The following is a 16972-nucleotide window of genomic DNA, read 5'->3' as shown; positions in this document are numbered from 1 at the left end:
TTGCCCGAAGGAGACATTTCGCCGCAATGCGTTAATTTGGACGAAAGCCAGTCCACGTAGCACAAGCCTTTAGGGAGATGGATAATTGATGAAATCGGTGACGGAGATTGTTATTCCGCAGCTGGCGGAATCGCTCGTATCGGCAACAATCGATAAGTGGCTTAAGCAGCCTGGTGACCACATTGACATGTATGAGCCTATTTGTGAGCTTATTACGGACAAGGTAAGCGCGGAGCTGCCTTCTACGGTATCGGGTACGATGGTTAAAATTTTGGTTGGCAACGGGGAAACCGTTCCTGTTGGGACGCCTGTATGCCTAATTGAAACGGAGGGCGCAGTAGAAACGCAGGCTGCTGGCGGGGCCCCATCGGGTTATAGCGCAGCAGGGCAAGGCGCGGGATCATCCACAGCCTCGCAAAGCGGTGCACAGGAGGCGGAAGGTGATATGTCGATGCGCAATCGCTTCTCTCCAGCTGTTCAGAAGCTGGCAGCCGAGCATAATATTCGTTTGAGCGACGTTCCAGGTACTGGTCTGGGCGGGCGTATTACCCGTAAAGACGTGCTCACCTTCGCCCAGTCGGGCGGAGCGGAAGGCAATTCCGCTAATAAAGGAAATCCGCAAGCCGGGCGAGAGCCGATTAATGAGCAGGTTCGTTCGTCTGGCTTGCATTTGACAGAAACACCGCGCTTGCCAACGATTCAGCAATATAATTCCCCAGTTTCCGGGGTGCCTGGGCGGGGTGAAGATTATATTGAGGTTACGCCGATTCGCGGCGCAATTGCACGTAATATGAAACAGAGCGTCACCGAAATTCCGCATGGCTGGATGATGATTGAGGTTGATGTCACGAATCTCGTCGTGCTGCGCAACAAGGTGAAGGATGAATTTATGAAGCGCGAGGGCATTAATTTGACTTATCTTGCTTTCGTGTTGAAAGCAGTCGTTAATGCGATCAAGGAGTTCCCAATTATGAACTCCATGTGGGCGGTCGATAAAATCATCGTGAAGCGCGACATTAACATTTCGCTTGCGGTAGGTACCGAGGAATCGGTTGCAACCCCCGTCATCAAAAACGCCGATCACAAAACGATCGCCGGTCTGGCGAAAGAAATCGACGACCTTGCTCGTCGTGGACGCGAAGGGCGCCTAACGCTTGCTGACATGCAGGGCGGTACGTTTACCGTCAACAATACGGGCTCCTTCGGCTCGATTATTACGCATCCGATTATTAACTACCCTCAAGCGGCCATTATGACGTTTGAATCGATCGTGAAGCGTCCGGTTGTCATTAATGACATGCTCGCCATTCGATCGATGGCAAACCTCTGTTTGTCGCTGGATCACCGTATTTTGGACGGTATTATTTGTGGCCGATTTATGCAGAAGGTAAAGGAAAACTTGGAGAGCTTCAACAACGATACGAAATTGTATTAGAAATGAGGGACGCCGCTATGACTGACTCTACTCATGTATCTAATGGGAAGAAACCGCTAGAAGCCCGTTATATTTCCATGCTTGGCTATGCGGAGGCGTGGGAGCTGCAAAAATCGATGGTAAAGCAAGTTGACCAGGAGGAGCGTCCAGAGACGCTTCTCCTTCTTCAACATCCGCCGACCTACACGCTTGGCTCAGACCGTCATCCCGAGCATTTGCTGCTCGGTGAGGCGGAGCTTGCGGAGCGGGGCATTTCTGTATTTGAAATTGACCGTGGTGGGGATATTACCTATCATGGGCCCGGGCAGCTTGTCGGCTATCCGCTGCTATATCTCGATGCGGTGGGTCTCGATCTGCATGCTTATTTGCGCAACGTCGAGCAGGTCATCATCAATTGGCTGAAGGATTATGGTATCGAATCAGGCAGAAAGCCCGAATACACCGGAGTGTGGGTAGGGGATGAGAAAATTGCGGCTATCGGTGTGAAATTTAATCGGGCGCGGAGGCGCGGCGGATTTGTGACGAGTCATGGATTTGCGCTGAATATAGAAGCGGGCATAGCGGAGAGTGGCTTTAGCGGCATCGTGCCGTGCGGCATTGAACAGTTCGGAGTCACTTCATTTAATACGCTGACGGGCCGCGAGCTGTCGGTAAGCGAAGCGGCGCAGCAGCTGCTGCCGCATTTCTGCGATGTGTTTGGTTTTGCGCCGGATGCTGCTCTAATAAGAGAACAGCATCCCGATGCCGGCTACCAAGCTGGATAACAGCATGGCGGCAATAACAACGATGGCAACAATTCGAACATACTTGGAAGGATTCACAAGGCAGATCTCCTTTCTAAACATTTCTATAAGCCCTATTATAGTCGAAAATGACGAACGGAGGAAACGTTAATGATTAATGAGCAACGGTTAGTAGATGAATTTGTACAATTGGTGAAAATTGATAGTGAAACGAAGCATGAGCAGCTCATAAGCGTGGAGTTAAAAAAGAAATTCGGGGAACTGGGACTTTCGCTGGAAGAGGATGATGCGGCAGCCAAAACAGGTCATGGCGCGAATAATCTCTTTGCCTTTCTTGAGGCAGCCGGTGTGGAAAACGCTCCGACTATCTTTTTCACCTCCCATATGGATACGGTAACGCCTGGTAAAGGCATTAAGCCGCAACTGGATGCCGATGGGTACATACGCAGCGATGGTACTACGATTCTTGGAGCGGATGACAAAGCGGGTCTTGCGGCCATGTTTGAAGCGATTCGCGTGCTGAAGGAGCAATCGATTCCTCATGGTCCCATTCAATTTGTGATTACAGTAGGCGAGGAATCGGGACTGCTCGGAGCTCGCGCGCTGGATGCGTCCAAGCTGAAGGCGAAATTCGGCTACGCGCTCGATTCCAACGGCTCGGTAGGCGAAATTGCGGTTGCTGCTCCAACACAAGCGAGAGTAACGATTGAGTTTCATGGCAAGTCTGCTCATGCTGGCGTTAATCCAGAGGCGGGCATCAGTGCGATCCAAGTGGCGGGAAAAGCGATTTCAAGAATGCCGCTCGGCCGCATCGACAAGGAAACGACAGCGAATATTGGCTCTTTTGAAGGCGGCGGCGCTACGAATATCGTAGTGGACTATGTGAAGCTGAATGCGGAAGCACGCAGTATTGTTCAGCATAAGCTGGATGCCCAGCTCGCCGCTATGCGCGAGGCAGTAGAAAGTGCGGCAGCGGAGTTTGGCGCCAAGGGCGTTTTCAACAGCGAGGTCATATACCCGTCGTATTCGTACGATGAGAGCGATGCTGTAGTGCAGCTTGCACAAACGGCGATTAAGGCGATTGGATTGACGCCAAAAACCTTCCACTCTGGCGGGGGCAGCGATGCCAATGTGTTCAACGGACTCGGCGTACCGACGGTTAACTTGGCTGTTGGTTACGAGCATATCCATACAACGCAGGAGCAAATTAAAGTAGCCGATCTGGTCAAAACGACGGAATTGGTCGTTGAGATTATGAAGCAGGCTGCAAAAGCTTAATAGGCACTGTGACATAATAGCAGAACAGCAGAGAAACCAAACAAGCGATAGGTCAGGAAAAGAGCATTTTCCCGGGCGTATCGCTTGTTTTCCATTTAGTCAAGAGGGCAAGCTGCTGGCTATTGGCGTTCTTTTAAAAAGCTTGCTAATGGCTCAGAAGCTCCGCTCGCTGCCTTGCAGGACATCATGCGCAGTTGATGGCGAATCTCCCATGCTTTGCCGACAAGGCGAAGATGGCTGACGCTTGTATAGGTTTTCATCGTTACCTAAGCTCCTTCCCTATTAAAAATATTTGGATAAGGATAGGTATGCGGATATCGGACAAGTTATGCATGTTACCATATTCTTACACGCAAAGGGGCATATTCATTCATGAATCAGGAAATTAATCGCTGGAAAGAAGAAACAACCCATACCGAACCAATTTTTTCTGGCAAAATCATTTCGCTGCAGGTAGACACGGTCGCCTTGCCGGATGGCAGTACGGCGACAAGGGAAATCGTCAAGCATCCGGGCGCTGCGGCCGTTATCGCTCTATTAAATGGCAAGCTGCTCGTCGTGGAGCAGTACCGCAAGCCTCTTGAGAAATTCCAGATCGAGCTTCCGGCTGGCAAGCTGGATGCTGGTGAAGATCCACTTGAGGCGGCGAAGCGCGAGCTGGAGGAGGAGACAGGCTACAAAGCGGATACGCTACAGCTTGTGAGCGCTTTTTATACGTCGCCGGGTTTTGCGGATGAGAAGCTGTACGTTTATTTCACGGATCAGATCGTTTCCGGCAAGCAGCAGACGGATGAGGATGAGTTTCTGGAAGTGATGGCGATTACGCTTGCGGAAGCGGAAGCCTTCATCTCCGAAGGCCGCATTAGTGATGCCAAGACAATTATGGCTGTCTATGTATGGAAGCTGTATTTGCTAACGGGCAAACTGCCTGTTTAGAAAGGAGAACGATATCAGTGCCTTCTCTTCCGTCATAGGTGTGCTTGAAGGAACATACAATTTAGCACATGGGACAAGAGGGGGAAGGCTATGCGTTCGCGAATAGGGAAGGGGCCCGCAGGGAGCCAGCTGACGCTGTATGTATTTGTGGGCGTGCTGTTTGTCGTGGGCGTTATTTTTGGCGCGTTGATGGTGAATGCACTGACCTTTGAGCAGCAGCAGGACTTGGCAACGGACATGGGCCAATATGTGCAGCTCATGCATGGCGGGACGGCAGCGGGTAGCGAGGCTATGTTTTGGGAGCGCGTTTTTTTTCATGGAAAATGGCTGCTGGTGCTGTGGTTTCTTGGAATTACCGTTGTCGGAATACCGCTGGTGCTAGCCATGGATTTTCTAAAAGGCGTGCTCGTCGGCTTTGCGCTCGGAACGCTTATTACGCAATATTCATGGAAGGGCGTGCTGTTTTCGCTCGTCTCGATTGCGCCGCCTAATTTAATTATTGTGCCGGCCATTTTGATGGCGAGTGCTTCTGCGCTTTCTTTTTCGATTTATGTGGTGAAAAATAGGCTGCTGCGGCAAAATGGCACGCTTGCCCCGCAAATGCTCAGCTTTACGACGACAGCGCTGATGATGCTGATGGTTTTAATTGGTGCCGCTTTGCTTGAAGCTTACGTCTCTCCACTATTAATGAGCTGGGCAGCACCGATTTTAGACGCTTCTGCCGCGGCAATCTGATGCCCATTCTATGCCAAAATGTTTGACTTTCACAAGGGTTTGAATCTATAATGAAAGCAAACGTTTTCTGATGTTGGCGCAGACATGTGTGGTAGGGGGGAAATCATGGAAGCCCGGATTGATAAGATTAAACAACAGTTGCAGTCGCAGGGCTACAAATTAACCCCGCAGCGTGAAGCAACAGTACGTGTATTGCTTGAGAATGAGGAAGATCACTTGAGCGCTGAAGATGTGTTCATGCTTGTGAAGGACAAGGCACCCGAAATTGGCCTTGCAACCGTGTATCGGACACTTGAGTTATTAAGCGAAATGCATGTAGTGGAGAAGCTTAATTTTGGCGACGGGGTTGCCAGATACGATCTGAGAACGGACAGCAGCAAGCATCATCATCATCATCTTATTTGTGTGCAATGTGGATCGATGGATGAGATTAAGGACGATTGGCTGCTGCCACTTGAGGAGCGATTGGAAGAGGAATTTGGTTTTTCGGTTCTCGACCATCGTTTGGACTTCCAGGGCATTTGTCGTAAATGCAATGAGAAGAATGCGAATGCGAAAAAAGATGAATCATAAACGGCTTTGCTGCCCAGTGCTTCTGGACGGCGAAGCCGTTTTGGCGTTTCGTATGGCTAGACGGTTTGGGCTATATAGCGGATACCCACTGCATCAGGATTTTAGATTGCCAATCCGTCCGAGCCGCAGCAAGCCGGAGCCCTGCGCAATGGGCAAATAACCATTCAGAGGTACGGACCATTTTCGGAAAACAGTTGTTACGCGGGCGGAGCTTAGCTTTGGCCTTACGGAGAGCAATAAAGCAGCACCGCCAGCCACATGGGGAGAGGACATGCTTGTTCCTGACATGATGGCATATTTGCCATTCAGCCAAGTTGAGAGAATTTCTGTTCCCGGCGCGGCAACATCAATGCCCATTCCTCGATTGCTGTAATCGGCAATTTGATTAAGCCGATTGGTAGCAGCGACTGCGATCGTCTCTGGAAAGGAAGCTGGCTCGTCGATCGTCGTCGTATTTGGCCCCTCGTTGCCGGCTGAGGCTGAAATGACGATTCCCTGCTTCGCTGCCCGCTTGATCGCCTGGCGCAGCAAATCACTATGCTGGCCGCTGACGATGCCAAAGCTCATATTAATAACGTTCATTTTGTTGCGGATGCACCATTCAATGGCATCTACAATATCCGACACGTAGCCAGAACCGTAACGGTCGAGTGCCTTTACGGCATACAGCTTTACATTGGGAGCTACGCCGTACAAGCCTGTTAAGCCTCTGCCTGCGGCAATGCCAGCAACATGCGTACCATGACCATTATCATCGTAATAGCTTATACCCCCCATTGTATTGACACCACCTGCTATGCGCAGATCGGGATGCTTGGCAATGCCGGTATCAATAATGGCAAGCTTGACAGGCCTGCCGAGTGTGCGCTTCCAAGCAAGCGGCGCCTGTACTCTTTTAATATTCCAAGGCACCTTATTCGCGTCTAGGGTCGTTTTTATAATGGGAAGATTTGGTTTTATAGTACGGGTTGTCATACGGGGAGTGGTATCATGCTTGCGGATCTTCACATCCCGCTCCATCACCTTGACATCAGGATGCCGAACAATATTTTTCCACGAGCTGCGCCGATCCAGCAGAAAGCCAATCATTTTGCAGCCGGGCATCGTTTTGAATGGATGAATGCCGCGCGATTCAAGCAGGCGCAAGCAGCGTTTATAAGAGCTGTGCGTGGTAAAGCTGATGAGCTGGCGTTCTGTATGTTTAGATGGTTTATAGGCAGAACAGGAAGCGATCAGGTTATCCAATCGAGGCATGATGGGCTCCTCCTTCATGTTATAGGCAGACATGAGACTACTTGTGTAGTGTATGGAGGAGGGGCAGGTGTGGACTGGGTATTCGTCCCCATGTACATATTTTTTGCAGCAGTTGGAAAATGTATCGCTTAGGACAATCAGTTGACGTACAATATGGCTATATCCCCAATATTTTCTTTAGGAGGTTTTTTCATGATCATTGGCGTTCCCAAAGAAATAAAAACGAGTGAATACCGGGTGGCATTGACGCCAGCAGGCGTCACCATGCTTAAGGCGGCCGGACATCAAGTGCTTGTACAGACAGGGGCAGGAGATGGCAGCGGCTTTCAGGACGGCGACTATGCAAGCGAGGGTGCCGTAATTGTAGACTCGGCTGCTCGAGTATGGGAACGCGCAGAAATGATTATGAAAGTAAAGGAGCCTCTCTCAGAGGAATACGGTTATTTCCGCAAAGGGCAGCTTTTGTTCACTTATTTGCACCTTGCTGCTGCGTCGGAGCTGGCGAAAGCTTTAATGGACAGCGAGGTAACAGCCATTGCCTATGAAACGATTCAGCTTCAGAATGGGAGCCTGCCGCTGCTGACGCCGATGAGCGAGGTTGCAGGGCGAATGGCCGTACAAGTTGGCGCACAGTTTTTAGAGGCGTTTAACGGGGGACGTGGCGTTCTGCTAGGCGGTGTGCCTGGAGTAGCACCAGCCGAGGTCGTCATTATCGGGGGCGGCATCGTCGGAACGAATGCTGCGAAGGTTGCGCTCGGCATGGGAGCAACCGTCGTGCTGCTTGAGCGGAGTCTTGATCGAATGCGCTACCTCGATGATGTATTTGGCGGTCGTATTCAGACCCTGATGTCGAGTACGTATCATATTGCCGAGGCGGTGGCGAAGGCGGACCTGCTCATTGGTGCCGTACTGATCCCGGGGGCCAAAGCGCCTCATCTGGTGACGGAGGATATGGTCAAAACGATGAAAAAAGGCGCAGTCATCGTCGATGTCGCCGTAGACCAAGGCGGCTCCATTGCTACGGTTGACCGAGCTACTACGCATAAGGACCCGATTTACATCAAGCATGGCGTCATCCATTATGCGGTAGCGAATATTCCAGGTGCTGTACCGCGCACCTCGACCTTTGCGCTGACGAATGTTACGATGCCATATGCGCTGCTGCTCGCAAATGATGGGCTGGCGGCAATAAAGCTGAGCGAGCCTCTGCAGAAAGGCGTCAATACGCATAGCGGCAAATTAACTTATGAGCAGGTTGCTGCCGCACTGGATTTGCCATTTACACCGATCCAAACACTGCTGTCGTAAGCAAATGATGCTAAGATGGTTAAGGATACCTGGCTGCTTTTGAATGGGCATAAACACCGCCGCAAGTCGGCACACAAGACCCTTTCCTTCCGCATATAAGCCCCTCTCTCATCATATGGTAAAGTGGGCGGGACAAACCTGCCTGCATGTCTAGAGAGGGGTGAGGGGCAAATGGTATTGTCTGCACGCAAATGGTTCAGCCGCTTCGTATTTATGCTGCTGTTCATCGGCTTGTTCGTAGTTGCCACTGGCGGCTATGATTGGCTCGTTGATGTCGTGTCGCCAAGCAATCCTTATGAAGTTCCGCAGGGCGAGGCCGTAAAGGCTATTTGGCATAGTACATATGAGTGGGATAATGGTAATATAGCGGATAGGCTGCGTTTTTTCTATTGGTACGGCGAATAGCGAGGCGGGATAAAAAGCTTGCCAAGCAGGATTTATGATCCTGGGTGTGGAAATACCGAAGTACGCATGAATCGCGTGCAGAGGCTGGAAGCATGAAAGGAAACAGGATGAAATCTTTGGTGAACTCTTTTATTCGTTTTTTAAGCGTAGAACGCTCCTTGTCGAAAAATACATTGGAGTCGTATGGGCGGGATTTGCTGTATCTGCTGGATTATATGGAAAGCCAGAAAATTGAGGAAGCAGCGGCCGTTCAAAAGCATCATTTGGCGCATTATTTGCTGCAGTTGAAGGAGGAAGGGCGCAAGCCGTCCACTTTATCGCGGCACATCGTGTCGATACGAGCCTTCTTTCATTACTTGCTCGTTGAAGGTTTCATCGATCGCGACCCTTCCATCTATATTGAATCGCCGAAGCAGGAAACGAAGCCGCCGCAAATTTTATCGATGGAGCATACAAGTCTGCTGCTGGACACGCCGCAATGCGTAACGACAGCAGGGAAGCGGGATAAGGCGATGCTGGAGCTGCTGTACGCGACAGGCATGCGTGTGTCGGAGCTCATTTCACTCGATGTATCAAGCGTCAATCAGCAGCTCGGTTTTATCCAGTGTGTAGGCAGCAACCGCAAGGAGCGCATCGTTCCATTTGGGAGAAAAGCTGCCGAGGCGCTGAATGACTATTTGGAGCATGGGCGAATCGGGCTGCTGCGGCACGGCAAGCAGGAGGATGCGCTGTTTTTAAATCATTTGGGAACTCGGATGACGCGGCAGGGCTTCTGGAAAACGGTCAAAAAGTATGCAAAAGAGGCGGGTATTGAAGCAGATATAACGCCGCATACGCTGCGCCATTCGTTTGCCGCTCATTTGCTGGAAAACGGCGCAGATGTGCGTACCGTACAAGCTTTGCTTGGCCACGCCGACGTTGCTACAACCCAGAAATACTCCAAGCTTACAAAGGTGAAAATGAAAGACGTATACAACAGCGCGCATCCACGCGCTTGAAAGATAGCGAGATCGCCGGTTGCTTAAGACTAGGTCAGGCAGAGCGGATGCGCACCGAATGCTGGTGGAAAGTCAAACCTTTCACATAAGCCTATTGTTTTTCACCAGATTTAACATTAGAAGGGTTGGGACTACATGAGTAAATTTGATCGTATTGCCGTTATTGTGCTTGACAGCGTTGGAATTGGCGAACAGCCGGATGCAGAGGCGTTCGGTGACCTCGGGTCGCACACGCTTGGTCATATCGTGGAAAGAGTGAAGGGGACAAGCCTGCCGAATTTGCGCCAGCTTGGTCTTGACCGTATTGCGCCACTGGGTGATTGGAAGCCCGCAGATGGCCCTTCTGGCGCCTACTATGGAAAAATGCAGGAGGTATCGGTCGGCAAGGATACGATGACCGGGCATTGGGAGCTGATGGGGCTGAAGCTGACGGTTCCATTTCAGACGTTTCCGGATGGCTTTCCGGAAGAGCTGATCACTTTATTCGAGGAGCGCACAGGGCGCAAGGTCATTGGCAATAAGCCGGCAAGCGGTACGGAAATTTTGGACGAGCTGGGCGCTGAGCAAATGGAGACGGGGGCATGGATCGTCTACACTTCTGCTGACAGCGTTTTTCAAATTGCAGCGCATGAAGGCATCATCCCGCTAGACGAGCTGTACCGTGCTTGCGAAATTGCACGCGAGCTGACGATGGATGAGCGTTATACAGTAGGCCGGGTCATTGCAAGACCGTATGAAGGAGAGCCAGGCGCGTTCAAGCGGACGCCTAACCGCCATGATTATGCAGTCAAGCCGCCAGAGCCTACGGTGCTAAATGCGCTTCAGGATGGGGGACTCGACACGATCTCCATCGGTAAAATCAATGATATTTTTGACGGAGAGGGCATTAATGCTTCTACGCCGACGAAGAGCAACGCCGATGGTATCGCCCGTACGATTGCTGCTTTGAAGGAGCCGTTCAAGGGATTGCTGTTTACGAATCTCGTTGATTTCGATTCCTTGTACGGGCATCGCAGAGATCCAGAAGGCTACGCCGCTGCACTCGAAGAGTTTGACCGCGCCTTGCCTGAGCTTGTCCAAACTATTGGATCGCGCGATTTGCTAGTCATTACTGCTGATCACGGCAATGATCCCGTTCATCCGGGTACGGACCACACGCGGGAGTATGTGCCGCTGCTGCTTTACAGCCCGGCTTTCAAGCAGCCAAGGCAGCTCGAAACAAGAGCAACCTTCTCGGATTTGGGAGCGACGATTGCTGACAACTTTAATGTACAAGCTCCGCCAAACGGCACGAGCTTTCTCGACTTGCTTGAAGCTTAATTAAATGTACGCACGAACTAATATGCGAATTAATGAACGAACTAACGACTTGGAGGATATCACTATGAGCGTAATTACAGCAGCACAAATTAAAGAAGCGGCAGCTTACATTGCCGGACGTACGAACTTGTTGCCAGAGGTCGGCCTTATTATGGGTTCTGGACTTGGCGTTCTCGGCGATCATTTGGAAAATCCAGTGACGATTGCGTACAACGATATTCCCCATTTCCCAGTGTCCACAGTGGAAGGCCATGCAGGCGAGCTGCTTATCGGTACCCTGTCAGGCCGGCCAGTGCTATTGATGCGGGGCCGCTTCCATATGTATGAGGGCTACGGCCCTGAGCTGACGGCATTTCCGGTGCGCGTAATGAAGGCGCTTGGCGTATCGACGCTGCTTGTGACCAATGCAGCTGGCGGTGTCAACCTTGCTTTTGAATCCGGCAATCTGATGCTGATTTCCGACCACCTGAACATGACAGGCAAAAACCCGCTAATTGGCCCTAATGATAACGAGCTGGGTGTTCGTTTTCCTGATATGTCGGAGGCTTACAGCAAGCGTCTGCGCGGTATTGCCCGTGAACTTGCGGCAAGCCAAGGGCTTGCACTGGCTGAAGGGGTATATGCCGGACTGCTCGGACCAACGTATGAAACACCAGCGGAAATTCGCATGCTGCGCGTTTTGGGGGCAGATGCTGTCGGAATGTCGACCGTTGCGGAAGTGATTACCGCAAGACATGCGGGAATTGAAGTTCTTGGCATTTCTTGTATTACGAATATGGCTGCGGGCATTCTGGATCAACCGCTTAACCACGAAGAGGTTATGGAAACGGCAGAGCGCGTGAAATCTGAGTTTTTAGACCTCGTAAAAGGTTTGGTCCCGCTCATTTAAAGAACAGTTTATTGCTAAAGTAGATAAAAAAAGTAAAATAGTCGTGTTATTTTGTCCGCGTATTTGTAACACAATTGTAATATTTGGCTCGACTCATTGTGACAGTATTTTAAAACGCCATCGTCGTATAATGTCCGTAATTATAGAAAAATGGAGTGGAGTGAAATGGACAACCAATTGCTCTTGGAGATGGAGAAGTTGCGCGATAAAATGGTTGAAACGGCGCTCATCAAGCAAACTTTTCTGAACCGGGAGGTACTGCGGCTAAGCCAATCGCTAGACGTTTTAATCGTGCGTGCTCAGGAAGAGCGACGGACCGTTTCCAGCCATAAATAAACAGAGCAAATGGCATGAAACGTATGATAAGAACGGTCATATGATGCTTGAGCGAGGGCGAGAGTCGCATTACAAATTACAAAGGGGTAGTTAGATTTATTAAGCAAGTGATAATGTGAAAAAATTCAAAAACCGTGCTTGCGGAAGCGAAAGCTTCTGTGAGGGCGGTTTTTTTTGTGAATATAGGAACTTTGGAATAATTTACATAAAAACAGGCGACACTGTGGAAGACAAGCGTAAACGGTTGAAGCCGTCCTTTGGCGGCAAAGCTGCCGTTTCGCAGGTGGAATATAAGCCCATTTATAAGTGTGAAACTTATAAATTCTTATATTTAAATATAGCCGAATTGCGGCGACTTCCCGTGAACCGAACCTTTTTGTGAAATCCGGGCTGCCGCAGCTTCATAGGAGGGAATCTGTTCTTGAAAAAATTACGGAATAAACTTTGCTTATGCATCCTTGCGCTCGCTGTCTCTTTGCCAACTGCTGTATTCGCCGAAGAAGCGGCTGAGATGCCCTCGCTGCCAGCAGCGGAGCAGTCCGGAAGCGTGGAGCCTCATCTGGCGCCATCAGCCCGGTCTGCCATACTTATGGACGCGGACAGCGGAACGATTATTTATGAGAAAAACAGCCACGATCAGCTGCCTCCGGCAAGCATCACTAAAATTATGACCATGCTGCTTATTATGGAAGCGCTGGCTGACGGCAAGCTCAAGCTGACCGACAAGGTACAGACGAGCGAATATGCTTCCTCCATGGGCGGCTCGCAAATTTTTCTGGAGCCTGGAGAGGAAATGAGCGTGGATGACATGATTAAAGGAATCGCTCTGGCTTCCGGCAATGACGCCTCTGTTGCGATGGCAGAAAAGCTCGGAGGCACTGAGGAGCAATTCGTGGCAATGATGAACGAGAAGGCGAAGCAGCTCGGGCTGAAGGAAACCCATTTTGCCAATTGCAATGGCTTGCCTTCAAAGGATCATTATTCGTCGGCCCATGACATTGCGGTTATGTCTCGTGAATTGCTCAAGCATACGGATATTACGAAGTATACCGGCATGTATCAGGATTATTTGCGCAAAACGTCAGAGAAGCCATTCTGGCTCGTCAACACGAATAAGCTTGTACGGTTCTATAGCGGGGCAGACGGCCTGAAAACCGGATTTACGAATGAAGCCAAGTTTTGTTTGTCGGCAACGGCAAGACGGGATGGGCTTCGCGTCATTGCGGTCGTGATGGGTGAGCCGAATACGAAGACGCGCAACACGGAAGTGTCGCAAATGTTTGATTATGCGTTTGCCCAATATACGACGCATCCGATTTTTAAAGAGGGCGATGCCATGGGCAAGGTGCATGTAGAGAAGGGCGTTGTGTCCGAGCTTGAGCTGGTCGCTCCCCATGCTTACAGCATACTGCTCAAAAAAGGGGCAAACACAAGCGATATCCGCTACGAGCTGAAAATCGACGGCTCGCTTAAAGCTCCTATTGCAATTGGTGCGCCGATCGGCAAGCTGCTCGTGTATCAGGGAGATAGACTGCTTAAGGAATTCCCAGTTGATGCGCCGCAGACGATTGAACGGGCTGGCTGGTGGAAAATGCTGAAGCGCTCGTTTGGCGGATTGTTCGCTTAAATCGGGTTATCGGAGCAAGGTTTTGCCGGAAAATAGCGAGCTTAGGCTGAATATTTTGTCACCTCTTAGGGCTCTGCTTCTAGTTTTGTCGCCGTGCAGGAAACGTGTGTCCCGCTGGAGAAATGCTAGTTCTATCCAAATGCACAGCTTAAAGGAGATGAACAGCAATTATGAATTTGCAAGCTGAACTGGAGCATTATCGCAATGTGCTTATTGTACGTCTGCGTGGAGAGCTGGATCATCATACAGCCGACGTCGTAAAGGTCAAGATGGAGGATGCGATTTTACGCGGAAGCAGTGACCACATCATTCTCAGCTTGAAGGATTTGCAATTCATGGACAGCTCGGGGCTTGGCGTCATTCTGGGCAGGTATAAGCAGGTTAAGGCAAGAGGCGGGAAAATGGTTGTATGCGCCGTTAGTCCAAGCGTTCACCGGCTTTTTGAAATGTCGGGCTTGTTCAAAATTTTGGAGATTCATGATAATGAACGGATGGCGATTTCAAGTCTGGAGGTGGTATCGTGAATGGACGCAATGAAATGACGTTAACCTTCAGCGCCCGCTCAGAGAACGAGGCTTTTGCCCGCGTAGCGGTGTCAGCCTTCGTCTCCCAGCTCGATCCGACCTTGGGGGAGCTGAATGATTTAAAGACAGCAATCTCGGAAGCGGTAACCAATGCGATTATTCACGGCTATGATAGCGACGCAGCCGGCAAAGTGACGATAGAGGGTTATATTGAAGGAGACGCGGTTTCCTTGACGGTTATTGACCATGGACGCGGTATTGAAGATTTGGACTTGGCTCGCCAGCCGCTTTACACTTCCAAGCCGGAGCTTGAGCGCTCGGGCATGGGCTTTACGATTATGGAAAATTTTATGGACCGATTCGAGGTTGTCAGCGAGCTTGGCGGCGGTACGCGCGTCAGCATGCTGAAACGAATTGAATCGAAAAAAGCGCTATACAACTAGCGCATAGGGGTTGAACCTCATGGATTCCGGGTTGAAACAAACGGCTCAGCCGTATTTGGATGATGCGGAAGTAAAGCGGCTTATTGCATTAAGCCAGTCTGGCGACACGTTGGCAAGGGACACGCTTGTAGGATGCAATATTCGTTTGGTATGGTCAGTCGTTCAACGTTTCATCAACCGCGGCTATGAGCCAGATGATCTGTTTCAGATCGGCTGTATCGGCCTGCTCAAGTCGGTTGACAAATTCGACCTTTCCTATGATGTGAAATTTTCTACCTATGCCGTGCCGATGATTATCGGTGAAATTCAGCGGTTTTTGCGCGATGACGGTACGCTTAAGGTTAGCCGCTCGCTCAAGGAAACGGCCAATAAGGTGCGCAAAATGAAAGACGAGCTGTCCAAGGTGCTGGGAAGGCTGCCGACCATTAGCGAAGTGGCAGAACGACTGGGTATTACGCCGGAGGATGTCGTATTTGCGCAGGAAGCGAATAAGCCGCCAACCTCGATTCATGAGACGGTATTTGAAAATGACGGCGATCCCATTACGCTGATGGATCAAATTGCTGATGATTCCCAGGAGCGCTGGTTCGACAAGCTTGCGCTGACCGAGGCCATTGAAGGCCTCAGCGAGCGGGAGCGGCTCATCGTATATTTGCGTTATTACCGGGATAAGACGCAGTCAGAAGTAGCGAGTCGTTTAGGCATTTCACAAGTACAGGTGTCGCGTCTGGAGAAAAAAATATTGCAGTCCATCAAAGATCAAATCGCCTTATAGGGCGGTTTGATCTTTGAGATTGTCGAGAAACCCTACGTCTTGTTCCAAGACGCCTCGGGTTTCTCTTTGTTTTGGGGATTTAAACGACATGGGTCGAATCGAAAACCAGTACACGACCGCCGACCATATTCGGTTAATCCCAGACCTAAAAACCAGCGATAGGCGAGATTCGTTTGCACTTACAGCAGGCACTAAGCCTTCAATGGATACGAACTCGTAACTTTGTTTTTTATCTCGATTAGAACGCAGCATAGGGCGACACCTTCCGTACGTATAAGTTACCATTATTACACCATAGTAACGCGGTATCGTATTAAACTAAATACTTATAAAGAGGGCTGTCGAGACTTTCTCGACAGCCTGAACATCCTAGTTCCTAACCGGAACGGGGATGTTTTTTACGTGACATTTTGTAGCTGCGGGATGCATGGGGAGAGGATCTCCACACCTACGTCGATGAGCTTCTCGGCACCCATGAAATTGAGGTGGATCTTCGCCCGCTTTTTGCGACGGTCTATTTTGGTGATGATGCCTTCCATGCCCTGCAGCGGGCCGGAGGTTACGGAGACACGTGAATTTTCTATGTAGATGCCCGAATAGCCAACGATCTCTCCGTCTCCGATCAGCTGCAAGATCAGCGACATCTCGCGTTCGTCAATTTTGGAGTAATAGGTTCCTTCATCTTTGGAGTAGAGCGTGCCTTGGCTGAGCAGCTTGTAGCACTTGGGGACTTTTTTCAAGGTGTGAAAAACTTCATCGGTCATGCGGGTCTTGATCAACACGTAGCCGGGGAATATTTTCTTCAGCACGTGCTTGACAGCGCCTGCCTTCTTCTCGGGGACTCTGCGTTTCGGTACGACAGAGTGGAGGGAAGTTTCATCAAAGTACAGGTTCAGGAACTTTTGCACCACCTCTTCTTGACCGGTTTCTACGAATAGTACGTACCAATTCAAAATAGCCATCCCCCAACTTGTGTATTATGTTGAATAAATATCCAAGCAAAAAATAGTATATTTTACAACATTATACCATGTATTATTTTACCATACCATACCAAGACCTGGGGATAGAATAAATAGGTTTCTGGTAAGTAATCCTTGACGAACAAAGTTGAATGAGGGTAGTATTAAGCTGTATTCGTGTAATGGGTTATGTTGTTCAATTCGTAAGTTCGTTGATCGGATATTAGGTTGAATCTAGGAAAATCCCTAAGCTAATTTAATCGATGTTTAGGCACGTTGAAGGAACTTAGGGTATCATATTGATTCGTATTGAGAGGAAGAAGCATGGGGGAAGTGTGTCCTCCGGAGAGCTTCGTGCAGGGACTTGACGTGAGCCGTACAGTGCTTGGTTGAGCGTTTGCTGTGCGCAATCGGCGGCGGCCTCTGTGCAG

20 protein-coding genes are annotated in these 16972 nt (G+C 50.1%); 16 read left to right on the top strand and 4 right to left on the bottom strand.

Features of this window, described 5'->3' with window-relative positions; genetic code table 11:
- The first annotated feature begins 88 nt into the window (after positions 1 to 88).
- Together ACSR9A_RS12960 and lipB are read left to right on the top strand one after the other, a co-directional pair.
- The gene (locus ACSR9A_RS12960; protein WP_473757604.1) at positions 89 to 1435 is read left to right on the top strand and encodes a dihydrolipoamide acetyltransferase family protein; all 1347 of its coding nucleotides are present in this window, start codon (positions 89 to 91) and stop codon (positions 1433 to 1435) included.
- 17 nt (positions 1436 to 1452) lie between these two features.
- The gene (gene lipB / locus ACSR9A_RS12955; RefSeq protein ID WP_473757603.1) at positions 1453 to 2199 is read left to right on the top strand and encodes a lipoyl(octanoyl) transferase LipB; all 747 of its coding nucleotides are present in this window, start codon (positions 1453 to 1455) and stop codon (positions 2197 to 2199) included.
- On the opposite strand, the gene prli42 is transcribed toward lipB, so the two are convergent.
- Complete coding sequence (prli42, locus tag ACSR9A_RS12950; protein ID WP_150131586.1) at positions 2155 to 2280, bottom strand: stressosome-associated protein Prli42; 126 nt, start codon at positions 2278 to 2280, stop codon at positions 2155 to 2157. The two genes, lipB and prli42, sit on opposite strands and share 45 nt — an antisense overlap.
- Positions 2281 to 2328: 48 nt before the next feature.
- On the opposite strand from prli42, the gene ACSR9A_RS12945 reads away from it, so the two are divergent.
- Positions 2329 to 3456, top strand: coding sequence for a M20/M25/M40 family metallo-hydrolase (locus tag ACSR9A_RS12945; RefSeq protein WP_473757602.1), 1128 nt, complete (start codon positions 2329 to 2331; stop codon positions 3454 to 3456).
- A 119-nt stretch (positions 3457 to 3575) separates the two neighbouring features.
- On the opposite strand, the gene mciZ is transcribed toward ACSR9A_RS12945, so the two are convergent.
- Positions 3576 to 3716 carry a Z-ring formation inhibitor MciZ gene (gene mciZ / locus ACSR9A_RS12940; RefSeq protein ID WP_341278237.1) on the bottom strand — a complete coding sequence of 47 codons (141 nt, stop codon included), beginning with the start codon at positions 3714 to 3716 and terminating at the stop codon, positions 3576 to 3578.
- A gap of 112 nt (positions 3717 to 3828) precedes the next feature.
- Between mciZ and ACSR9A_RS12935 the strand changes: the two genes are divergently transcribed.
- The 3 genes from ACSR9A_RS12935 (at position 3829) to fur (ending at position 5700) form a co-directional block, all read left to right on the top strand.
- Entirely contained in the window at positions 3829 to 4392 is a 564-nt protein-coding gene (locus ACSR9A_RS12935) for an NUDIX domain-containing protein (RefSeq protein ID WP_473757601.1), read from the top strand.
- A 90-nt stretch (positions 4393 to 4482) separates the two neighbouring features.
- Positions 4483 to 5127, top strand: coding sequence for a stage II sporulation protein M (gene spoIIM, locus ACSR9A_RS12930; RefSeq protein ID WP_473757600.1), 645 nt, complete (start codon positions 4483 to 4485; stop codon positions 5125 to 5127).
- Between the two features lie 105 nt (positions 5128 to 5232).
- The gene (gene fur / locus ACSR9A_RS12925; protein WP_046231973.1) at positions 5233 to 5700 is read left to right on the top strand and encodes a ferric iron uptake transcriptional regulator; all 468 of its coding nucleotides are present in this window, start codon (positions 5233 to 5235) and stop codon (positions 5698 to 5700) included.
- A 93-nt stretch (positions 5701 to 5793) separates the two neighbouring features.
- Here fur and ACSR9A_RS12920 read toward each other — a convergent pair whose 3' ends face one another.
- Positions 5794 to 6954, bottom strand: coding sequence for a S8 family peptidase (locus ACSR9A_RS12920; RefSeq protein ID WP_473757599.1), 1161 nt, complete (start codon positions 6952 to 6954; stop codon positions 5794 to 5796).
- A 192-nt stretch (positions 6955 to 7146) separates the two neighbouring features.
- Here ACSR9A_RS12920 and ald point away from each other — a divergent pair, with 192 nt between their 5' ends.
- The 10 genes from ald (at position 7147) to sigF (ending at position 15579) form a co-directional block, all read left to right on the top strand.
- Entirely contained in the window at positions 7147 to 8262 is a 1116-nt protein-coding gene (ald, locus tag ACSR9A_RS12915; RefSeq protein WP_473757598.1) for an alanine dehydrogenase, read from the top strand.
- 171 nt (positions 8263 to 8433) lie between these two features.
- Positions 8434 to 8667, top strand: coding sequence for a DUF4227 family protein (locus ACSR9A_RS12910; protein ID WP_473757596.1), 234 nt, complete (start codon positions 8434 to 8436; stop codon positions 8665 to 8667).
- A gap of 107 nt (positions 8668 to 8774) precedes the next feature.
- Entirely contained in the window at positions 8775 to 9665 is an 891-nt protein-coding gene (gene xerD, locus ACSR9A_RS12905) for a site-specific tyrosine recombinase XerD (RefSeq protein WP_473757595.1), read from the top strand.
- A 135-nt stretch (positions 9666 to 9800) separates the two neighbouring features.
- Positions 9801 to 10985, top strand: coding sequence for a phosphopentomutase (deoB, locus tag ACSR9A_RS12900; protein ID WP_473757594.1), 1185 nt, complete (start codon positions 9801 to 9803; stop codon positions 10983 to 10985).
- Between the two features lie 64 nt (positions 10986 to 11049).
- Positions 11050 to 11874: a purine-nucleoside phosphorylase gene (locus ACSR9A_RS12895; RefSeq protein WP_341278230.1), complete on the top strand. Its 825-nt coding sequence runs from the start codon at positions 11050 to 11052 to the stop codon at positions 11872 to 11874.
- A 165-nt stretch (positions 11875 to 12039) separates the two neighbouring features.
- A complete protein-coding gene (locus ACSR9A_RS12890; protein WP_338551801.1) occupies positions 12040 to 12210 on the top strand; it encodes an aspartyl-phosphate phosphatase Spo0E family protein in 171 nt (56 codons plus the stop codon).
- A 421-nt stretch (positions 12211 to 12631) separates the two neighbouring features.
- A complete protein-coding gene (locus ACSR9A_RS12885) occupies positions 12632 to 13837 on the top strand; it encodes a D-alanyl-D-alanine carboxypeptidase family protein (RefSeq protein ID WP_473757593.1) in 1206 nt (401 codons plus the stop codon).
- A 170-nt stretch (positions 13838 to 14007) separates the two neighbouring features.
- Positions 14008 to 14361, top strand: coding sequence for an anti-sigma F factor antagonist (gene spoIIAA, locus ACSR9A_RS12880; protein ID WP_056028909.1), 354 nt, complete (start codon positions 14008 to 14010; stop codon positions 14359 to 14361).
- A gap of 14 nt (positions 14362 to 14375) precedes the next feature.
- Positions 14376 to 14804, top strand: coding sequence for an anti-sigma F factor (gene spoIIAB, locus ACSR9A_RS12875; protein ID WP_473758000.1), 429 nt, complete (start codon positions 14376 to 14378; stop codon positions 14802 to 14804).
- A 19-nt stretch (positions 14805 to 14823) separates the two neighbouring features.
- Positions 14824 to 15579: an RNA polymerase sporulation sigma factor SigF gene (gene sigF / locus ACSR9A_RS12870; RefSeq protein ID WP_046231980.1), complete on the top strand. Its 756-nt coding sequence runs from the start codon at positions 14824 to 14826 to the stop codon at positions 15577 to 15579.
- A gap of 398 nt (positions 15580 to 15977) precedes the next feature.
- Here sigF and loaP read toward each other — a convergent pair whose 3' ends face one another.
- Positions 15978 to 16532, bottom strand: a complete 555-nt coding sequence (loaP, locus tag ACSR9A_RS12865) for an antiterminator LoaP (RefSeq protein ID WP_473757591.1) — start codon at positions 16530 to 16532, stop codon at positions 15978 to 15980.
- Between the last annotated feature and the right edge of the window lie 440 nt (positions 16533 to 16972).

Source organism: Paenibacillus sp. R-74696 (genome assembly GCF_055814915.1).
This window is presented reverse-complemented; position numbering and strand designations above follow the sequence as displayed.

Excerpts from the sequence above, each read along its gene's own strand:
- lipB (WP_473757603.1), top strand. The coding sequence starts at position 1,453 with ATGACTGACTCTACTCATGTATCTAATGGGAAGAAACCGCTAGAAGCC.
- mciZ (WP_341278237.1), bottom strand. The coding sequence starts at position 3,716 with ATGAAAACCTATACAAGCGTCAGCCATCTTCGCCTTGTCGGCAAAGCA.
- sigF (WP_046231980.1), top strand. The coding sequence starts at position 14,824 with ATGGATTCCGGGTTGAAACAAACGGCTCAGCCGTATTTGGATGATGCG.
- ACSR9A_RS12890 (WP_338551801.1), top strand. The coding sequence starts at position 12,040 with ATGGACAACCAATTGCTCTTGGAGATGGAGAAGTTGCGCGATAAAATG.
- spoIIM (WP_473757600.1), top strand. The coding sequence starts at position 4,483 with ATGCGTTCGCGAATAGGGAAGGGGCCCGCAGGGAGCCAGCTGACGCTG.
- ACSR9A_RS12895 (WP_341278230.1), top strand. The coding sequence starts at position 11,050 with ATGAGCGTAATTACAGCAGCACAAATTAAAGAAGCGGCAGCTTACATT.
- xerD (WP_473757595.1), top strand. The coding sequence starts at position 8,775 with ATGAAATCTTTGGTGAACTCTTTTATTCGTTTTTTAAGCGTAGAACGC.
- prli42 (WP_150131586.1), bottom strand. The coding sequence starts at position 2,280 with ATGTTTAGAAAGGAGATCTGCCTTGTGAATCCTTCCAAGTATGTTCGA.
- ACSR9A_RS12920 (WP_473757599.1), bottom strand. The coding sequence starts at position 6,954 with ATGCCTCGATTGGATAACCTGATCGCTTCCTGTTCTGCCTATAAACCA.
- ACSR9A_RS12935 (WP_473757601.1), top strand. The coding sequence starts at position 3,829 with ATGAATCAGGAAATTAATCGCTGGAAAGAAGAAACAACCCATACCGAA.
- fur (WP_046231973.1), top strand. The coding sequence starts at position 5,233 with ATGGAAGCCCGGATTGATAAGATTAAACAACAGTTGCAGTCGCAGGGC.
- ACSR9A_RS12910 (WP_473757596.1), top strand. The coding sequence starts at position 8,434 with ATGGTATTGTCTGCACGCAAATGGTTCAGCCGCTTCGTATTTATGCTG.
- ald (WP_473757598.1), top strand. The coding sequence starts at position 7,147 with ATGATCATTGGCGTTCCCAAAGAAATAAAAACGAGTGAATACCGGGTG.
- ACSR9A_RS12960 (WP_473757604.1), top strand. The coding sequence starts at position 89 with ATGAAATCGGTGACGGAGATTGTTATTCCGCAGCTGGCGGAATCGCTC.
- deoB (WP_473757594.1), top strand. The coding sequence starts at position 9,801 with ATGAGTAAATTTGATCGTATTGCCGTTATTGTGCTTGACAGCGTTGGA.
- ACSR9A_RS12945 (WP_473757602.1), top strand. The coding sequence starts at position 2,329 with ATGATTAATGAGCAACGGTTAGTAGATGAATTTGTACAATTGGTGAAA.
- spoIIAA (WP_056028909.1), top strand. The coding sequence starts at position 14,008 with ATGAATTTGCAAGCTGAACTGGAGCATTATCGCAATGTGCTTATTGTA.
- spoIIAB (WP_473758000.1), top strand. The coding sequence starts at position 14,376 with ATGACGTTAACCTTCAGCGCCCGCTCAGAGAACGAGGCTTTTGCCCGC.